Origin of the sequence: Thermocrispum agreste DSM 44070, assembly GCF_000427905.1 — a bacterium.
In the GTDB taxonomy this organism is placed as follows: domain Bacteria; phylum Actinomycetota; class Actinomycetes; order Mycobacteriales; family Pseudonocardiaceae; genus Thermocrispum; species Thermocrispum agreste.
The window spans coordinates 1-18,449 of the sequence record NZ_ATYX01000012.1 but is presented as its reverse complement, the minus strand read 5'-3'; the positions used below and the strand labels follow the sequence as shown (position 1 = coordinate 18,449).

At 69.4% G+C, this 18,449-nt stretch carries 11 protein-coding genes; 10 read left to right on the top strand and 1 reads right to left on the bottom strand.

Annotation, left to right across the window (positions count from 1 at the left end):
* The first annotated feature begins 113 nt into the window (after positions 1-113).
* The 4 genes from YWY_RS0109895 to mycP are packed head-to-tail and all read left to right on the top strand — an operon-like array spanning position 114 to position 8,797.
* A complete protein-coding gene (locus tag YWY_RS0109895; RefSeq protein WP_028847487.1) occupies positions 114-2,435 on the top strand; it encodes a helix-turn-helix transcriptional regulator in 2,322 nt (773 codons plus the stop codon).
* 51 nt (positions 2,436-2,486) lie between these two features.
* Positions 2,487-4,901 carry a right-handed parallel beta-helix repeat-containing protein gene (locus YWY_RS0109890; RefSeq protein WP_028847486.1) on the top strand — a complete coding sequence of 805 codons (2,415 nt, stop codon included), beginning with the start codon at positions 2,487-2,489 and terminating at the stop codon, positions 4,899-4,901.
* A gap of 3 nt (positions 4,902-4,904) precedes the next feature.
* On the top strand, positions 4,905-7,325 hold the full coding sequence (locus YWY_RS21230) for a hypothetical protein (protein ID WP_051310116.1): 2,421 nt from the start codon (positions 4,905-4,907) through the stop codon (positions 7,323-7,325).
* Complete coding sequence (mycP, locus tag YWY_RS21225) at positions 7,322-8,797, top strand: type VII secretion-associated serine protease mycosin (protein ID WP_245566630.1); 1,476 nt, start codon at positions 7,322-7,324, stop codon at positions 8,795-8,797. The genes YWY_RS21230 and mycP overlap by 4 nt, the downstream gene beginning before the upstream one ends.
* An 817-nt stretch (positions 8,798-9,614) precedes the next feature.
* On the opposite strand, the gene YWY_RS0109875 is transcribed toward mycP, so the two are convergent.
* A complete protein-coding gene (locus YWY_RS0109875) occupies positions 9,615-13,568 on the bottom strand; it encodes a type VII secretion protein EccC (protein ID WP_028847485.1) in 3,954 nt (1,317 codons plus the stop codon).
* Between the two features lie 368 nt (positions 13,569-13,936).
* Between YWY_RS0109875 and eccD the strand changes: the two genes are divergently transcribed.
* The 6 genes from eccD to YWY_RS21220 form a co-directional block, all read left to right on the top strand.
* Positions 13,937-15,334, top strand: a complete 1,398-nt coding sequence (gene eccD, locus YWY_RS0109870) for a type VII secretion integral membrane protein EccD (RefSeq protein WP_028847484.1) — start codon at positions 13,937-13,939, stop codon at positions 15,332-15,334.
* Positions 15,334-16,761: a type VII secretion protein EccB gene (gene eccB / locus YWY_RS0109865; RefSeq protein ID WP_028847483.1), complete on the top strand. Its 1,428-nt coding sequence runs from the start codon at positions 15,334-15,336 to the stop codon at positions 16,759-16,761. Before eccD ends, eccB begins: the two co-directional genes overlap by 1 nt.
* 180 nt (positions 16,762-16,941) lie before the next feature.
* Positions 16,942-17,265 carry a hypothetical protein gene (locus YWY_RS0109860; RefSeq protein ID WP_028847482.1) on the top strand — a complete coding sequence of 108 codons (324 nt, stop codon included), beginning with the start codon at positions 16,942-16,944 and terminating at the stop codon, positions 17,263-17,265.
* 39 nt (positions 17,266-17,304) lie between these two features.
* On the top strand, positions 17,305-17,598 hold the full coding sequence (locus YWY_RS0109855) for a WXG100 family type VII secretion target (RefSeq protein ID WP_028847481.1): 294 nt from the start codon (positions 17,305-17,307) through the stop codon (positions 17,596-17,598).
* Positions 17,599-17,692: 94 nt separating this feature from the next.
* Positions 17,693-18,070, top strand: a complete 378-nt coding sequence (locus YWY_RS0109850; RefSeq protein ID WP_028847480.1) for a hypothetical protein — start codon at positions 17,693-17,695, stop codon at positions 18,068-18,070.
* 13 nt (positions 18,071-18,083) lie between these two features.
* Positions 18,084-18,449 (top strand): hypothetical protein (locus tag YWY_RS21220; RefSeq protein WP_156899180.1); only part of this gene is annotated, 366 nt, incomplete at its 3' end.

The window sequence follows — 18,449 nt, the reverse complement described above, 5'->3', positions numbered from 1 at the left end:
GCCGTGGCCGGAAGCCGGCACCAGGCCCGGTTTCCCACTTTCGTGACCAGACCACGCGACGGCACGAAAGCGCCTTCCGGCCTCGCGCGATCGTGGAAGCGAGGTGTCGCTCGATGAAACGACCGAGTCACGACTTCGTCGGGCGACGTGCGGAACTCGACGCCCTGCACCAGCACACGAGCAAGCCCGCGCTGGTGGTGGTGCGCGGGGACGCGGGCAGCGGCAAGACCTCACTGCTGCGCCGGTTCTGTGCCGAGACCGAGGCGGCCGTCCTGGATCTCGGCGGCGTCTCCGACGACCCGGCGTGGGACGAGTTCCGCGCCCGTGCGCTGCTCGACGCGGTGCGCGCGGACTTCGAAGTGCTCGGTGAAGGCACCCGCCTCGCCGAGGCGATCGAGGGCTTGAGCAAGCTCGCCGTGCCGGAGTCCTACGCCGCCCCTGGCCGCCGCCACCGGCTGCTCGGCGCCATCAGCGTGCTGCTCTGCCGGATCAAACGGCAGCTCGTCATCGTCGTCGACGACGCCGATCGGGTTCCGGTGAGTGCCCTGGCTTCCATGCACCGGGCGGGCCACGCGGTGGTCGCCGCATGCGCCACCGCGACCTCGATCGAACTGTGCCGGTTCGCCGACGCCGTGGTGGAGCTCGGGCCGCTGACCGACGACGAGATCGCCCGCCTGTTGACCAAGCTCGCACCCGGTCCGCTGGACGAAGCGGTGCCGAAAGCACTGCAAGCAGCGCTCGGCCCGCTGTACGGGAACGCCGCCGCCCTGGTCTCCACGGTGCACCATCTGCTGGATCAGGGACGGCTGGCGAAAGTGCACGGCGTGCTCGCGCTGCGCGAGCTGCACGCGCCGATCCCGCTGCCACCGGGCCATCGTCTGGTCGGTCACCTCGACGCGACCGGGAAGCGACTGGTGGCGGTGGCTGCGACCGAGCAGGGCCTGCGGGTCGACCGCATTCCGGACCTCGCCGACGAGGCGGGACACGCGGCGGACGACTACGGCAGGGCGGCGGACCGGCTGGTCCGCGCCGGAATCCTGGTGCACGGCGAAGACGGCAGGCTGCGCTGCGTGGCCCCGGCCGTCGGTGCCGCGGTGGCTTGCGCGGATGGATCGGCCGCGGGCAAAGCCCGGCCGGTCAAGCCGCTTGCGCACTACATCGCCAACGGCGAGTACGGGCAGCTGCGCGATCTCGTCGCGGCGGAGGTGGCCGCCGCCGGCCACGAGATCGCCGACCAGGACAAGCGGACCGAACTGGCCGCAGCCGCGGCCTTGGCCGCCCTGCACACCGGGTGCCCGGTGCCCGAGCAGATCGGCAGGGTGCTCGCCGGTCCCGCCATCCGGCTGGCCGACCGCTGGTTCGCCGGGGAAACCGGCGGTGTGCACCAGCTCGTCGACGCGATCACCGACAGCTTCTCCTGCTTTGCGCAGCAGACCACGCGGGTCGTCGACGGCAGCACCTTCCCGGACCTGGTGCCGGTGCTGCGCGCGCTGCTCGGATCGCACTATTCGGCTCCGGCCGGTGGGCCGGTCACCTTGTTCCACCGGGTCCGCACCGGCTACGTCGACGGCCGGTGGAGCGAAGCGCTCAGCGCGGCACGCGAGCTGGAGTTGACGCCCGCCGCGGGAAAGCTTCTGCACGACGCCGCGCGCCTGCTGGCCGCGGACATCTGCGGATGGCGCGCGGAAGACCGCCAGGCGACCGCGTGGCTGAGCTCGGTGGACGAGAACACGGCCTTCCCCGCGCTCCGAGCTTGGGTGCAGGCCGGCCTCCGGGTGCACGGCGGCGACCCGGAAGGTGCCTTGGCCGAGGGGTGGGCATGGCTCGCGGCGAACTCCGATCGCATGGAGGAACCGGGTGCGGCGCGGCTGCTGCTCCGGCTGGCGACGATCGCTGCCGACCTCGGTGACCGGGAGGCCGCGCGCAACGTGTTGTGGCGGACCCGGGGTCGTTACGGGCCTGCGCACGGCACGAGCCTGCTCGTGAAGGGAATCGTCGAGCGGGACGTGCGATGTCTGTGCGCCGCCGAGCGGGTGATCCGGGCACATGGCACCCGATTCGAACTGATCCAGGTGTGCCAGCGGCTTGGCGTGCTGTCCGAGGAACCTCGCCGGTGGCTGGACATCGCCTACGAACTGGTGTGCGAGACCGGCGCGGCCCGGCTGATCGCCACCACCAAGCGCGTCATGGCGGACTGCGGTGTGACCGTCCGGGCCCGCCGCGGCCGCAATGCGGGGGTTACCGAGATGGAACGGCGCATCGTCGAGTTGATCCGGTTGGGCAAGACGAACCGGCAGATCGCGCTGGCCTTGCAGGTGAGCACCAAGACGGTGGAGAAGCACCTCACCCGGCTGTTCGCGAAGGTGGGCTGCCGGACCCGGCACGGCCTGGCTGTTTCCAGTTTCGGTGAGCAACCCGAGCTCGTCGGTGCGTGAAACAAGGGGGAGTCGTGTGTCTGGTGTCGCGGAGTCTGGAGAGGCTGGACAGTGAGCAAGGACGTCATCGTCGTCTCCCAAGCCGGTAAAGGGAGGTCGACCATCGCCGAGGCCCTGGCCGTCGCGTCGGTCGGGACGCTGATCGTGGTGGGCCCCGGCCGCTACCGCGAAACGCTGGTGGTGGACAAGCCGGTCACCATCACCGCCGAGGACGGCCCCGGGACCGTCGAGGTGGTCAGCAGGCGTGGGCCGGTGGTGTCGCTGGCCACCGACTCAGCCGCGGTGTCCGGCATCCAGATCACCTGTGACGACCGGGACAACCCGGCGATCGTGGTGATGCAGGGCCAGCTGTCGCTCACCGAGTGCGCGATTCGGGCGGCCGCGTGGGCGACGATCTTCTCGCAGGACAAGGGCACCGTGCTGATGCGGGACTGCGAGGTGCGCAACACCGTCGGCGCGGGCGTGGTCACCACCTCACCGGACGGCGGTCAGCTGGAGGGCTGCCGGCTGGACGAGCTCGGCACGTCCGGGATCGTCGTCGCCGAGGGCGGGAGCCTGACGGTGCGCAAGAGCGCGGTGCGCAAGGCGTCGGGCAACGGCATCTGCCTCAACGGCCGCGGCCAGCTCACCGTGGAAGACACCGAGGTGACCGGCACCGACAAGCCCGCCGTGGCGGTCGAGCAGAACGCCAGCATCTCCGCGGTCCGACTCACGGTCAGCGACGCGAACGCCATCGGCTTCTACCTCGCCACGACGCAGAACGTGTCCCTGGACGAGTGCGCGGTGCAGGGGTCCGGCGCGGAGGCGGTCTACGTCGCCGAAGGGTGCAAGCCGACGCTGAGCGGCATCACCATCCGCAACGCCAGGGGCCGGGGAATGCACTTCACGGGCCGGGCCGGCGGCACGGTGTCCGGTGCCGACGTGGCCGACGTCGACGGTGTCGGGGTCGAGGTGACCGAGCGCAGCCTCACCGAACTGGACCGGGTCACCGTGTCCAGCTGCACCAAGGGTGGGGTGCGCGTGGCGGGCGGCGCCGAACCGCTCTTCCGCAGGCTTCGGGTGTTCGGCTGCGGCGGCGAGGCCGTGCAGATGTGCGAACGGTCCCGCGGCACCTTCGAAAGCATCGAGATCGACGAGGGCAACGTCGGCGTCGCGGTGAGCGACGAGGCGCGCCCGACGGTGAGCGGCCTGACCGTTCGCGGCACCGACGGTGCGGCGGTCAGTGTGCTCGACGCGACGCTGGCGCTGTCCGACGCGACGATCGACTCGGCGGGCGCGGAGGGTGTCCTCGCCGGCCAGGGTGCCGACCTGTCGTTGTCCCGCTCGCGGGTGATCGGCAGCGCCGGCCCGGGCTGCCTGCTCGGTGAGGGCGCTTCCGCGTCGATCACCGACTGCGAGTTCTCCGCCGGTTCGGCCGACGGCATCCGGATCGACACCGACGAGTCGGTCCGGCTGCAAAGCTGCACGGTCCGGGAGAACCGGGGCAGCGGCCTGCGCCAGACCAAACCCGGCACGTCCATCCAGGTGTTGGACCTGATCAGCAGCGACAACGGGGTGCCCGACGCGTACGGGACGTCCGCGGCGGCTGCCGCACCGGCCCCAACCAGGGCCGAGGAGCGGCAGGAGCGGGCCAAGCGTGGCTCCGACCCGCTCGAGGAGCTGAACAACCTGGTCGGCCTGGCCAGCGTGAAAGCGGACGTCAAGTCGCTGATCAACTTGAACAAGATGGCCAAGCGCCGCAAGGACGCCGGGCTCTCGGCGCCGCCGATGGCCCGGCACCTGGTGTTCGCAGGATCCCCGGGCACCGGCAAGACGACGGTGGCCCGCCTGTACGGGCAGATCCTCGCCGAGCTGGGGGTGCTGCGCAAAGGGCACCTGGTCGAGGTGGCCCGCGCCGACCTGGTCGCGCAGATCATCGGCGGCACGGCCATCAAGACCACCGAGGCGTTCGAGTCCGCGCTCGGCGGGGTCTTCTTCATCGACGAGGCGTACACGCTGTCCAGCAGCAAGGGCGGCACCGGGCCGGACTTCGGCCAGGAGGCCATCGACACGCTGGTCAAGCTGATGGAGGACCACCGCGACGACGTGGTGGTGATCGCGGCCGGTTACTCCAAGGAGATGAAGGAGTTCCTGGCCGCCAACCCCGGCATGGAGTCCCGGTTCAGCCGCACCATCGAGTTCGCCAACTACACATCGGACGAGCTGGTGACGATCGTGCAGCAGCAGTGCGACAAGCACGACTACCGGCTCACCGACGACGCGGCCGAGGCGCTGCGGAAGTACTTCGCGGAAATCCCCAAGGACGGCACGTTCGGCAACGGCCGGGCGGCGCGGCGGGTGTTCGAGCAGATGGCGGACAACCACGCGTCCCGGTTGGCCTCGATGCCGAACGCGAACATGGAAGACCTGACCACGCTGACCAAAGAGGACTTGGTCTCGATCTGCGCTGACGTCGGCGGGAAGTGACACATGAACGAGCTCGACCTGCTGATGGCCGAACCGGTGCACGAGCGCCACGTGGTGATCCGGCGGCGCGACGAGGGACCGATCGACCCTGCCCTCGTCGGTCTCGCCGCACTCGGCCCCGGTGAGCTGCTGGTGGTGGCCACCCCGGCCGCGCACGAGGTGCCGAGGCTGGTGGCCGCCCTGCCCACGTTGCTGGCCGGCCACCTGGACGGGGTCGAGTCGGTTCTGGTCGCCGTCGGCGGTCTTGCCATGTCCAGCCAGGACATCCAGTACCTGGCCGGTAGGCTGGGCACCGACGTCGTCGCGCCGGACGGTGGTGTCGCGGCGCTGCCGGGCGCTGCCCTGTACGCGGGGCAGGGGATCTACGGCACCGGCTGGTACTCGTCGATCGGCGGGTTCTGCGGGGTGCGGTTCCCGGCGATGGAATGGGAGTCGTGGTTCCCGGATTCGTCGCTGGAGGTCGACGGGGTCGTCGCCACACCGGCGCCGTGCGGGCTGGTCGTCGGTGAGACCACGGACCTGACCGTGCCCGCCGATCCGCGTTTCCCGAAGCTGGTGGTGGATTCGTCGGTGTCCCCGGAAGGTGTCGCGGCGTTGCTCGGCGAGCTGCCCGACGAGCCGATCGTGGTCGTGCCGCGGTCACCGGACGTCCTGAGCCCGGAATGGCTCACCGCGGTGGCCGACACGCTGGGCCGGGACGTGCTCTTCAGCCCGGGCGTGCAGGTCATGACGGGGTCCGGCACCCCCTCGACGTACGTGCCGGGCGGCGACGGCGAGGCGCTGTTCCATCCCTTCCCGTTGCTGGTGCGGCAGCAGGCGGGCAGCGACGGCCAGGAAGTGCTGCAGGTCGCCGCGCCACCGGAAGGATGGCACGAGAACGGGCCGTGGTCCTACCGATACAGCGGGCCCGGCGAGGTCGTGGCCGACGTCGTGCCCTCGGGCCTGGTGGTGCGCAGCGCGCACGACGGCGAGCTCGACCCGGACGACCCGGCGGTCACCGATCCGTTCGACCCGTCGGGATGGATCATGCGGCTGGGCACGCCGGGACGCGTGGTCGGGCTGCCGGTGCTCGTCGCCGCCGAGAACCTGCTCGCCGGGCTGTCCGACCAGCAGCGGGACGCGGTGCAGGTGCGCATGGTCGGCGACATGGACGACGAGGCGGCACACGCCCTCGATCGGTTCGCCGGTGCCCGCAGCAGAGCGGCTGCGGCCGCTCGCGCCGGGACACGGAACGGGACGCCGGCGCGGTCGGCCGCCGAATCGCCCGCCGGGCAGGCCGGGCCCGAGCCCGTCGCCGAGCAGTCCGAGCCCGCCGCGGCGACGAACGTCGGTGGGATGCCGCCGATCGTCACGGTGTCCGGTCCTCCGGTCGCCACCGTTTCCGGAATGCCTGCCGTCGACGGTCAGGACGACGACGGCGACGAGCTGGCGGAAGACGAAGCCGAGGCCGAGGAGTACGAGGAGCAGGCGGAAGAGGCCGAGCCGGCGCCACCGCCCGAGTACGCCACGGAAACACCGCGTGTCGACGTTCCGCGCCCTGAGCGTGTACCGCACGTTCAGGCGACGCCCCAGATCGACATCAGTTCGCAGCCCACCGACGCCGGTGCTCTGCGTCTTCCGGCCAGGGTCAGCACGTCCGCGGAGCAGGCCCGGTTCACCGCGGCCCTCGGGGAGGACTACCCGATCGCGCTGGCGACGGTGAACGCTGCGATGGCGACCTGGCCGTCGCTCCGCCTGGACACCTCGCCCGGGGCCAAGGCGGACTTCGCCGCGGTGTGCGTGTTCCTCGGGTCGGGCGCCGGGAACGCCAGCGCGGTCAACTCCGCCATCCGCGTCGGGCGGCCGGGCATCATCGACGGCCATGTCTCGTGCCTGATGTCCGGGCTGCGCCGGCTGCCCACGCACCGCAGGGCGGTGCTGCGCCAGGGCAAGATGAACGCCTCCCTGGAACACCTGGCCAAGCCCGGCACGATCCTCACCGAACCCGGTTTTCTGACGGCAAGCACCGAACTCGACGTCACCTTGCCCGACGCCGACCTGGACGTGCTGATCTGGCCGTGCTCGGCCCGGCGCACCTCGGAGCTGGTGGCGAATCGGCCGGTCGACGAAGCGGTGTTCCTGGCAGGCGCACGGTTCAAGGCGCTGGCGGTGCGGACCGCCGAGGAGAACGAGGAGGACGACGAGGAGCGCGAAGGGCCGCCCGCGCCCAAGGTCGCGGTGATGTACCGGGAGCTGGCGCCCAACGAGAAGCCGGTGTCCACCGAGCTGGACGAGCGGGACCTCGCAGTACTGGCGAAGCTGGACAACGTGCTGGCTCAGCGGCACAGCAGCCGGCTGCGGTTGGTGGAGGACCCCGAGGTCGTCGAGCGGCTCACCCAGTCGATGGTCGTGTGGCAGCAGCAGACGGCGGCGGTGGCGTCGTGAAACGGCTGTTCGCGCTGATCGCCGTCGCGCTGATCGTGTTCGTCCCTGCCGTCCCCGCACACGCGCAGGAGGACCAGCAGCAGGAGGATCAGCAGCAGGAGGAGTGCCTGCCGCCGCCGACGACGGTCGAGCGCTCCGTGCCGTGGGCGCAGCGGCAACTGCAGCCGGAACGGGTGTGGCCGCTGACCAAGGGCAAGGGGGTCGTGGTCGGGGTCGTCGACACCGGCGTGGACGGCAGCATCCCGCAGCTGAAGGGCCAGGTGCTGCCGGGCATCGACGCGACGACGTCCGGGAGCGGCGGCCGGGCCGACGACGACTGCTTCGGCCACGGCACGTTCGTGGCGGGCATCATCGCGGCGAAACCGGTCGACGGCACCGGCTACGTCGGTGTCGCACCTGGGGTGAAGATCCTGCCGGTGCGGTGCGCCGTGACGGACGAGCCGGGCAAGCCGGATTCGCTGACGCCGGAATCGATGGCGCGCGGGATTCGGGCCGCCGTCGACGCGGGGGCCGACGTCATCAACGTCTCCGCGAGTACCACCGAGCAGAACGAAGAACTTGCCGACGCCGTGCGCTATGCCGCGAGCAAGGACGTCGTGATCGTGGCGTCGGCCGCGAACACCACCGACAGAGGCATCCCCGCCACGTACCCGGCGGCCTATCCGCCGGTGATCGCGGTCGGCGCGGTGGACGAGAACGGCCGGCCCGCGGACTTCTCCCAGACCGGGCCGTTCGTGGCCCTGGTGGCGCCGGGGGTGAAGGTGCACGGCCTGGGCCGGGGCGGGCACGGCCACTGGACCGGTAGCGGAACGAGCTATTCGGCGCCGTTCGTCACCGGTGTCGCCGCCCTGGTACGGGCCTACCACCCGCATCTGACCGCGGAGCAGGTCAAGTACCGGCTGCTGGCCACGGCCAGCCGCCCGGCCACGGCGCCCGACCCGGCGCTCGGCTGGGGCATGGTCGACCCGTACGCCGCGGTGAGCGCGGTGCTGCTCGAGGAGGAGAACCCGGAGCCGGAACTGGTGCACCCGCCGAGCCCCGCGCCGCCGGACATCCCGGAGCGGGACGAGATCGGGCCGTGGCTGGCCGTCGGCGGGACCATCGGTGTCGTGGTGCTGGCGACGATCTCGGTGGGGCTCGTCGCGATGTGCCGGGTCGGCCGCCTGCGCAAGTTCCGGCCCGCTCGTGTGCTCAGGGTGAAGGACACCGAGTCCCATCGGGCGCCCGCCAGCGGTCCGCCGCAACGGCGGGAAGGTCCCAAGCCTGGCCGAGACACACGGCGGCCGCGGCCGGGGCGGCGGGTGGTGCCTGCGGGGCCGCAGTTGCGGTATGACGCGATGCCGGGCGAGCCGGGCGGGGTGGCTCCCACGCCTGCCGGGTGGGGCTTCCCGGCGCACCAGTCAGGCTGGCAGCAGCCGGTTGTCGCGCCGCAGCATCCGATGCCGCTGCGGCAGGCGTTCCCCAGTTCCTGAATCCGAACCACGCCCAGGGCCGGCTGCCCGAACGACCGCGGCCGCCATCCAGCCGCGCAGGCGGGGCGTGCCAAGTATCTTGGGCGGAACTGGGAGGGCGGCTGTCATGCAGGCGCGGAGCCGGGGCGTGCCAAGTATCTCGGGCCGAACGTGGAGCGGCCGTCATGCAGGCGCGGAGCCGGTGAGATCGATGCGCCGTGTTCGAGGTGGCGAGTGCCCACCGCACGTCCGTTCGACAACTGCGCGGCGCTCGTCGGCTGGGTGGTGGGGTCCGCCGACGGGTGACGCGGAGCTGCCTTCTCGCCAGGCGGGACGAGACGTGGAGTGGCTTCGCCAGCCGATGGGCGGTCGTGCTTCCTGCTGATGACAGGGTGGCGTGCCGCTGTCGTTTCTGCTGGCCGGTGGGGTGCCATGTCGCCGGGGTGGCGCACCGTCGCGCTGTGTTGCTTTGTGAGGGGGCGGCGCGAGTACCGGGCTTGGCGGCTGGGAAGGCGTCTCCCGGCTGGCGTGCTGACCGGTGCTGACGGGTGATCGTGGAGGCCGGGTACTGCCTGCCGTTGGCGACCGGTTCCTGCGCTGCCTCATCGATCGGCATGGCCGCCGCGCAGTCTCAAGCCAGGGCCCTGCACGGCCGGTGACGCCCGTTGTCGAGCCACGACACCGCTGGTGATGGAGTTGCGCCGCCTCGCGATCGTGGCCGGTACATGTGTTACGGGCTCAGGTGCCCGTCGCCTACCGCACTCGCGCGAGCCGCACTCCGGAAATGTGCGCCGTCACTGCGCTCAGTGTGCCGACAGTCGGCGCGGCCGACTCGACCTCAATCCTCGACCAGCGGGGTCTGCAGCAGCCGCACGTTCCGTCGCCGGTCGATGAACTGACCACGGCCGACCGGCAGCGTCCGCGGCTTGACGTTGCCCAGGAACGAGCCCTCGCCCTTCGGGCAGGACATCAGCAACGCCGGGGTACCGAGCTCCCACATGCGCCGGATCGCTGTGCTCATCATGGACCGTCCTGCACCGCTCGTGCTGCGCGCCACGATCACGTGGAAGCCGATGTCGGCCGCCTGCGGCAACAGCGGCGTCAACGGCTCCAGCGGGTTCGACGACTCGGCCAGCTCGTAGGCGTCGATCACGATGTAGAGCCTGCCGCCATTCCACCAGTCCCGTTTCGGCAACCTGCTCGGCGGGATCTCCGGCCCCGGCAGCCGCTTCTTCAGCATCTGCGCGATGCCCTGGATGGTCTTCGCCATCGTCTCGCCATCGACCGAGTACTCGATCTGGTGGCTCTGCGGGATGGAGTCGTGCAGCTCGCGTCGGAAGTCGCCGAACATCACTCGGGCGTCCTTGTCGGAGTGGTGCCTGGCCACCGCCCTGGCGATGTACCTCAGCAGGTTGGTCTTGCCGGTCTCGGCGTCGCCGTAGATCAGCAGGTGCGGGCTGACGTCGAAGTCGTGGATCATCGGCGCCAGGTTCACGTCGTCGATGCCCAGCGCCAGCCGCATCTCCGCGGCCGGGTTCGGTGCGGTCGGGGCGGGCATCTCGCGCTCGGTGACCGTCATCGGCAGCAGCTTCACCTTCGGCGCGGCAGGCCCGCCCGGCACCGCGAGCGACTCGGCCAGCTCGGCCGTCGCCTCCGCCAGGTCGTCGGTTTGCGCTGCGCCGTCGATGCGTGGCAGCGCGGCCAGGAAGTGCAGGCCGTCCGGGGTGATGCCCCGGCCGGGGATGGCGGGCACGGTCTGGGCGATCCGGCTGCCGACCTCCGAGTCCACCGGGTCACCGAGCCTGAGCTCGAACCTGGTCTGCAGCACGTCACGCAGCCACGGCCGCATCTCCGACCAGCGGTTGGTGGCGACCACCAGGTGGATACCGAAGCTGAGGCCACGGGCGGCCAGCTCGGTGAACTTCTCCTCCAGCTCGTCGAAGTCCGCCCGGACCGTGTACCAGCCGTCCACCACCAGGAACACGTCCCCGTACGGGTCGACGTCGCGGAACTTGCCCTGCCGCCGCGCCCTGCGGTAGGTGGCCATCGAGTCGATGTTGTGCTCGGCGAAGATCGTCTCCCGCTTGGTCAGCAGGTTGGTCACCTCGGTCACGGTGCGGTTGACCCGGTCCCGGTCCAGCCGGTTCGCGATGCTGCCGACGTGCGGCATGACCGACAGCGCGCTGAGCGTGCCACCGAAGTCCAGGCAGTAGAACTGCACCTCCTCCGGGCTGTGGGTGAGCGCAAGCGCACACAGCAGGGTGCGCAGCATCGTGCTCTTGCCGGACTGCGGGCCGCCCACCACCGCGACGTTGCCTTGGCTGCCCGCCAGGTCGGCCACCAGCAGGTCCCGTTTCTGCTGGTCGGGCAGGTCGATCAGGCCCACCGGCACCACCAGGCTGCCGGACATGGGGCCGTCCGCCCGCGGCGCGCCGTTCGCGTCCTCGACCAGCGGGGGCAGCAACTGGTCCAGCGTCGCGGGCGTCTTCAGCGGCGGCAGCCAGACCTGGTGGGCACGCGGTCCGATGCCACGCAGCCTGCGCAGCAGGACGTCCAGCACGGTCTCGGTGTTCTCGTCCTCTTCCTCGACCTCGGCCGGCTCTTCCGGCTGCTCCTGCTGCGGCTCGATGTACTCCAGCCCGAACGGCACGACCCGGTTCTCCGTGGCCTTGGCCACCTGCGCTCGGCGCTTCTGCCGATACGGGGCGGAGGAGTACGCGGCTTTGAAACGGATCAGGGTCTGGGTGTCCGGCCGCAGGAAGCCGTTGCCCGGGCTGGTGGGCAGCTCGTACGCGTCGGGGACGCCGATGACGCTGCGGCTTTCCATCGCGGAGAACGTGCGCAGGCCGATGCGATACGACAAGTGCGTCTCGACCTTGTGGATCCGGCCCTCGTCCAGCCGCTGTGACGCCAGCAGCAGGTGCACGCCGAGGCTTCGGCCCAGTCGGCCGATCATCGCGAAGACGTCGATGAACTCGGGCTTCTGGGTCAGCATCTCGGAGAACTCGTCGACCACGATGAACAGCGCGGGCATCGGCTCCAGCGGTGCGCCCTTCGCCCGCGCGGCCTCGTAGTCGCGCCGCGACGAGTAGTTGTGCGCCCGCAGGAACTCCTGCCGCCGGTTCATCTCCCCGGTCAACGCGTCCTGCATGCGGTCGACCAGCTCGATCTCGTCGGCCAGGTTGGTGATCACCGCCGAGGTGTGCGGCAGCTGGTCGAAACCGCGGAAGGCGGCACCACCCTTGAAGTCGACCAGCACGAAGTTGAGCTCCTCCGACGAGTGGGTGACCGCCAGCGCCAGCACCAGCGTGCGCAGCAGCTCGCTCTTGCCGGATCCGGTGGCGCCGATGCACAGCCCGTGCGGGCCCATGCCGTCCTCGGCGGATTCCTTGATGTCCAGCTCCAGCGGCGCGCCGTTGGTGGTGATCCCGATCGGTACCCGGAGCCGCCGCTTGGGTGACATCCGCTCCCTGCGATACCGGTCGACGTCGAACGTGGCGACGTCGCCGATGCCGAGCAGCCCGGCCAGGTCGTAGTCGGCGGACGTCGGCTCCTCTTCCGCGTTCGCCTCGCCCATCCGGAAGCGGGCCATGATGCGCGCCAGCGCCGCCGCACCCCGCTCGCTCAACCGGTCCGGTGTGCACAGCGGTTTGCTCTTGGACTTGCCGAGCCGGTCGAACGTCACCGTGCTCACCTTGTCCTCGGTGACCTCGAGGAACAGCGTCCCCGGCCGGTCCTGCCACGGCAGGCAGCCGGAGACGTCCAGCACCACCGCGTTGCGGTAGCCCTCTTCGGCGACCCGGTGGTCGGCCGGGGCGGTCACCCCGTCCAGGACGATCACCACGAACGGTTCCGACGCGGTGATCGGGGTGTTGGGTTCGAACCGCGGCCTGCCGGTGAAGCTCGGGCCGCCGAGCAGCAGCTCGACTTCGTCGATCTCGCTCGCGGCCAGCCTGCGTGACCCCGCCGCGTCGCGGCTTTCCAGGTCCTGGTGGTGCGGGAGCCATTTGAGCCAGTCCCACCGGTGCAGCTGCTTCTCGCTCGCGCACAGCGCGATGCGGACGTCACCGGGTCCGTGTGCGGTAGCCAGCTGCGCCAGCAGCGCGCGGACCAGATCCATGACGGCCTCGTCCTCGCCGGTGAACTGGATCTGCCCGAACCCGCGCAGATACACCGCGATCGGCGCGTTCGGCAACGTGGAGTAAGCGCGGAGGAAGCGGCGCAGCGCGTGCGCTGCCAGCGGCTCCAGGTCCTCGATCGGCTTGGTGTCGGGCGGGACCAGCTTGAGCGCCGCACGCTGGGAGCCGACCCCGATGCGCACCTCACCGAAGTCGTCGTGGGACGGGCGCCGTTCCCACAGCCGATAGCCGAGCGCGATCGACCACAGCGCCCGCGGATCGGGGTGGATCCAGCGGGCCGCCTTCTGCTGAGCGGTGAGCGCATTCCGCACCCGGCTGCGCAGCTGGGCGAGGTAGCGGATGTAGTCGCGCCGGTGGCCGTGCAGCTTTTGCTTGTGGTTGAGCTGGTTGCGGATGTACTGGGTGAACATCATCCCGACGGTGGCCACCAGCATGAGCGCACCGCCGATGTAGGCCAGCCACCCGGCGCCCGGCCGGATGAGCATCATCATCCAGGCCACGGACATCAGGCCCATCGGCAGGTAGATGAGCACCGAGCTGACGCCGCCGTGCTGCTCCTCCGGAACGGCAGGCGGTTCCTGCAGCTCGAGGTCCTCGGACTCGACCTCTGGTTTGGGGCGACGTTGCCTGCGTGCGAACAGCACGGTGGCCATGGCGATGCTCCCTGAGGCGATTCGGCGAGTGGGGTGCCTCCGGTGCTCGTGGAGGTTCCTCGCCACCGAACACGCGTCAGGACGGCCGATAGGTTCGGTTTGCCGGTGATCTGCCCCCTTCCGTCGGACTCTTGGTGAGTGGAATCCCTCCACTTGCTCCACCAGCGGCGACGCGTCGTGGCGCGGCGAAACTGACCGGTCGTACGTTCGGCCGCACGGCGGTCTGCGATCGCCGGTGGCGATTCGGCGAGTGCTCCCCTTCGTGTGTTCGTGCGGTTCCTCGACCACGAACTCGTGCGCCACGAAGCCGCCGTGTGCGGCTTCGCCGGCGGTCCGAGGTTCCCTGCTTGGAAGGACCTGCACGTCAGATGGAAGCGCAGACACAGCATCGGTACTCGACCACGACCCGGCTGCGGTTCGTGCTGGGCACCAAGGCGACCGAGGTCGCGTTGCCCAGCGACGCGACGCTGACCGATCTGCTGCCCGCGGTGCTGCCCCAGTTCGGGGCGGAGTGGATCGAGCAGGGCGCCGACCACGAGGGCTGGGTCGTGCAGCGCATCGGCTCACCGCCACTGGACGAGGACAAGACGCTCGCCGAGCTGAACCTGCTGGACGGGGAATCGCTCTACTTGCGCCCGCGGTCGGATCAGCTGCCGCCGATCGACTACGACGACCTGGTCGCGGGTGTCGGCGAGCAGGTTCGCGATCACCGGTTGGCCTGGCGCCCGCCGCACACTCGGTGGCTGTTCCGGCTCGCCGCTGCGGCGGCCTTGCTCTACGGCCTGCTGGCGTTGGCGGACTTGCAGGATCCGGCCATCACCGCAGTGGTCGCGCTGACGTTTCCGGTCGTTCTGCTGATCGCCGCGGCGTTGCTGGCGCGCACCATCGCGGACACCATCTCCGCCACGATCCTGACCGGGGTCGCGGCGTGCTGTGCCTTCGTCGGCGGTCTGGCGCTGACCGAAAGCGTGGCGCCGCTGGCCGAGAAACACACCATGGCGACGGTCGGGTTCGCCATCACGCTGCTGGTGCTGTTCATCGGCAGGTACGCGGTTGCCGACGGCGCGTTGCTGTTCGTGGGCGCGATCCTGTTCACCGCGCTGTTGCTGGTGACCGGTTTCGTCGCGGCCGTCGCTCCGCTGTCGACGCACCAGGCCGCGGGTATCGGTTTGTTCATCTGCCTGGTGGTCTCGGTCTTCGTGCCCGCGACGTCGTTCCGCCTGTCGGGGTTGACCTTGCCGCTGCTGCCGACCGACGCACCGGAGCTGAGCGAGGAGATCGACCCGGTGCCCGCGCAGATGGTGGTCGACCGCAGCAAGGTGGTCTTCGGGTACTCGATGGCCATGCACGTCGGGCTCGGCGCCGCGATGTCGCTGCTGCTGCCCGAGCTCGTCGGCAACGGTGACGGCTGGGCGACGGCCTTGTCGCTGGTGATCGGGGCGCTGCTGGGCATCCGCACCCGGCATCCGAACGGCGTGGTGCAGCGCTGGGCGGTGGTGGTGCCTGCGGTCGTCGCGGTCGTGGTGAACGTCGAGAAGTACGCCGCCGAGCTGACCGACGTGGAAATGCTCGTCGCTGTCGCGCTGCCGCTGGTGCTGGTATCCGGGGTGATGTTGCTGTTCAGCAAGGTCATGCCGGGCAGACGGCACCGGCCCTACTGGGGGCGGGCGCTGGAGATCCTGGAGTCGCTCACCGCGATCGCCGTGGTCCCGCTGTTGTTGCAGGTGCTCGGCGTGTACGGCTGGATGCGGGGATTGGCCGGCTGATGCAGTCCAAGAAGGATCAGGTACAGGCCTACTTCTACGTGGTGGGCCGGCTGGTCGCGGCCGTGGTGCACGGCAAGCCCGACGTGCTGGTGCAGCCGAACCGGCGGCTGAACACCGGAACCATGTTCGGCGTGATCATCGGCCTCATCATCGCGGGTATCTGTGGCGTCGTCGGGCTGTTCCTCCCCGGTGGCAACGACTCGTGGCGGATGCCCGGTGCGATCGTGATGAACGAGGACACCGGTGCGCGGTACGTCTTCTTGAACGGTGAGCTCCGGCCGGTGCTCAACTACTCGTCGGCGCGCCTGGCTTCCGGAGGCAACGGTGCCATTCACGAGGTGTCGCAGGCTTCGCTGGACGGAACACCGGTCGGCCAGCCGATCGGCATCCCGGGAGCGCCGGACGCGCTGCCCAAGGCCGAGGACCTGAGCACCGGGCCCTGGGTGGTGTGTGCGCAGCCTCCTCAGGACGGTGCGGAGCAGCCCCGGCCGTCCACCACATTGTTCATCGGCCGGAGCATTCCGGCGAACCAGCCGGACGACCGTGCACTGCTGGTGCGCGCCCCGGACAAGACGATCTACTTGGTCTGGCACGGCAAGCGGTATCGCCTGCCGAGCCGGACCGAGGTGGCGGCGCTCGGCTACGGGCAGGTCGAACCGGTCGAGGTGGACACTGCCTGGCTCAATCCGATCCCGCAGGGACCGGACATCGAGGCCGAGCGGCCACCGGGACTGGGCACGCCGGGGCCGGAGATCGACGGCAACCCGAGCCTGGTCGGGCAGTTGTATCGCATGAAGAACCCGGCGCTGGACAGTGAACAGCTCTACCTGGTGCTGTCCGACGGGGTGCTGCCGTTGACCCGCACCGCCGCGGCTCTCTACCTGGCCGCTCCGTTCACCAAGGAGGTCTACGACGCCGGGGCGGTGGCTCCGATCGACGTGGGCCCGGCCGCGATGAACGGGGTTCCGACGTCGGGCAGCGGACCGGAATTCGTCGACGGGCTGCCGGACCGGCCGCCGCCATTGGCGAATCCGCAACCCAACGAGACGGCCTGCCTGGAGTACACCATGATCGGCGGGGGCCGGGTGAAGATCCGGCCGGGCCTGCTGCCGGTCGACGTGCACCGCCAGGCGATGCCGGCCTCGGTGCACTACGCAGGCAAGACGGCCGATCGAGTGGCAGTTCCGGCGGGCGGTGGAGTCCTGGCCGTTCACCAAAGCACCCCGGAATCGGTGCTCAACACGATCTATTTGATCACCGAGACGGGGGTGCGATATCCGTTGGTGACCGCCGATGTGGCGGCCGCGCTGGGGTATTCGGCGGAAACCGCCATGAGGATGCCCGGTGAACTGCTGGATCTGTTGCCTGTCGGCCCTGCGCTGAGCCAGCAAGCGGCCTTGACCGTGCAGCCACAGCAGACTTCGTGAGGGAAACCCCGATCGTGATCCCGGTCTCGGTGTGGCGTGGATCGCTTCATGGGGGGAGTCCCGATTCTTGCTTTCGCCAGGAGGAAAAGCACGTACGCCAGAAAGTCCGGTAGCTAGTCTCGTTGTCGAGTCTGACGTTGGATATCCGGTTCTTTGGTCACTGTCGTCGAAGGAGTGCATATGTCTACCCAAGTCAGCGATGCGGTAGTCGAGCAGCAGGCATCCAAGTACGAGACCTCCATGGCTGAGCTGGACAGCTTCTTGGAGAGGGCGAATAGTCACGCGAAAAGCCTGGTCGACAATAGCCCGGCGGACCTGACGGTCGCGCTTCAGGATGTCTGCGAGCAGTGGTGCAACAACACGAAGAACACCGTGCTGAGGCACATGGAGGACATGGCCAAGTACATTCGCAAAGCCAAAGACGATATTCTTGACATGGACAAGCAGAATTCCGTGGAGATCCTCAACCTTCCGTTGCCTACATCCCAGTTCTTGGGTGGCTGATCAGCGGCAGGCAGGATATCGATCTCGGGGAAGGAACACATGGACGCCATCAGGTATGCATACGAAGACATCGATGAGGTTGTCGCCTATCTGAAGCAGGTCGCCCAGGACATCATGGATGAAGCGAACAGGCTGCGTAGCAGCGTCGAGTCGTCCATGTCCGACTGGACTGGTGATACTGCCGACATGTATTACAAGCTGAGCGACGACCTGGTTGCAGACCTGCAGAACAACAAGGAATGGCTGAACCATGCGGCAACGATTCTGAAAGAGCGTGCGAACGCAATGTACGAGCAGGACCATGCGGGCGCCAGGAACATGCCTGGTGCCTGATGATTTCCGGGGTGGTGTGCGTGGGGTGAGAGTCCGGCGCATGCCACCCCTTTCCTGTTCGTCCTGAGCATCGGTATTCGTGGAGGGATGGGCGATGCATGTCACCGAGTTCAACCCGGAAGTGATGAGGTCGGTTGCCAAGGCCCTACGCCAGATCGCGGGTGAGGATTCCGACTTCACCCAGCTGCGGAGCGGGGACGGGTTCGGCGGCGGCGTCGGCACGTTCGACATGGGCCAGCAGTTGCTGCGCATCGTCAACGATCGGCGCATCGGAATGCTGGTGACCAAGATCGACTTCGGTGAATCGATCGGCGAGCTCGCCGATGGGCTGGAGAAGCTCGCGGAAGCCATGAGAACGCTCGACGAGGACAACGCGGAGTCGGTCAGGGCTTTGGAAGGGCTGCTCGGCGAGCTGCGCAAACACGTGAACGACGACGACATCGAGTCGCCGGAGGGATCGCAGACCACCTGAGGGGGTTGGTGCCGTGTCGTCGGAGACGTCTTACAGCCCGGAGGGGTTGCGGAAGGTCGCGAAGGAGATCCGGGCGTTGGTTCAGGGTGATGCGATGCGCCCGTTCAACAATTTGAAGCGGGTGTTTCCGGAGTGTGGTGATTTTCCGCTGGCGAATTGGCTGGATCGGCGGGTGCTTGACCGGGCGGACGGGTGTGCGTTGCATGCGGAGCGGTTCAAGGCGGCGCTGACGGCGATGGCGGACAGGCTGAGTCTGATTGCCGACGAGTTCGAGCGGGTCGACGGTGAGAATGCCGCGGAGGTCGCCAAGCTGCTGGGCGAGATCAAGGCGACGGCCGAGGACAAGTATCCGACCAGCCTGGTCAGAAACCCTGACGAC

What these genes read in the sequence shown, in the direction of transcription:
- YWY_RS0109895 (WP_028847487.1), top strand. Translation starts at nt 114, where the DNA reads ATGAAACGACCGAGTCACGACTTCGTCGGGCGACGTGCGGAACTCGAC.
- YWY_RS21230 (WP_051310116.1), top strand. Translation starts at nt 4,905, where the DNA reads ATGAACGAGCTCGACCTGCTGATGGCCGAACCGGTGCACGAGCGCCAC.
- YWY_RS0109875 (WP_028847485.1), bottom strand. Translation starts at nt 13,568, where the DNA reads ATGGCCACCGTGCTGTTCGCACGCAGGCAACGTCGCCCCAAACCAGAG.
- eccD (WP_028847484.1), top strand. Translation starts at nt 13,937, where the DNA reads ATGGAAGCGCAGACACAGCATCGGTACTCGACCACGACCCGGCTGCGG.
- eccB (WP_028847483.1), top strand. Translation starts at nt 15,334, where the DNA reads ATGCAGTCCAAGAAGGATCAGGTACAGGCCTACTTCTACGTGGTGGGC.
- YWY_RS0109860 (WP_028847482.1), top strand. Translation starts at nt 16,942, where the DNA reads ATGTCTACCCAAGTCAGCGATGCGGTAGTCGAGCAGCAGGCATCCAAG.
- YWY_RS0109855 (WP_028847481.1), top strand. Translation starts at nt 17,305, where the DNA reads ATGGACGCCATCAGGTATGCATACGAAGACATCGATGAGGTTGTCGCC.
- YWY_RS0109850 (WP_028847480.1), top strand. Translation starts at nt 17,693, where the DNA reads ATGCATGTCACCGAGTTCAACCCGGAAGTGATGAGGTCGGTTGCCAAG.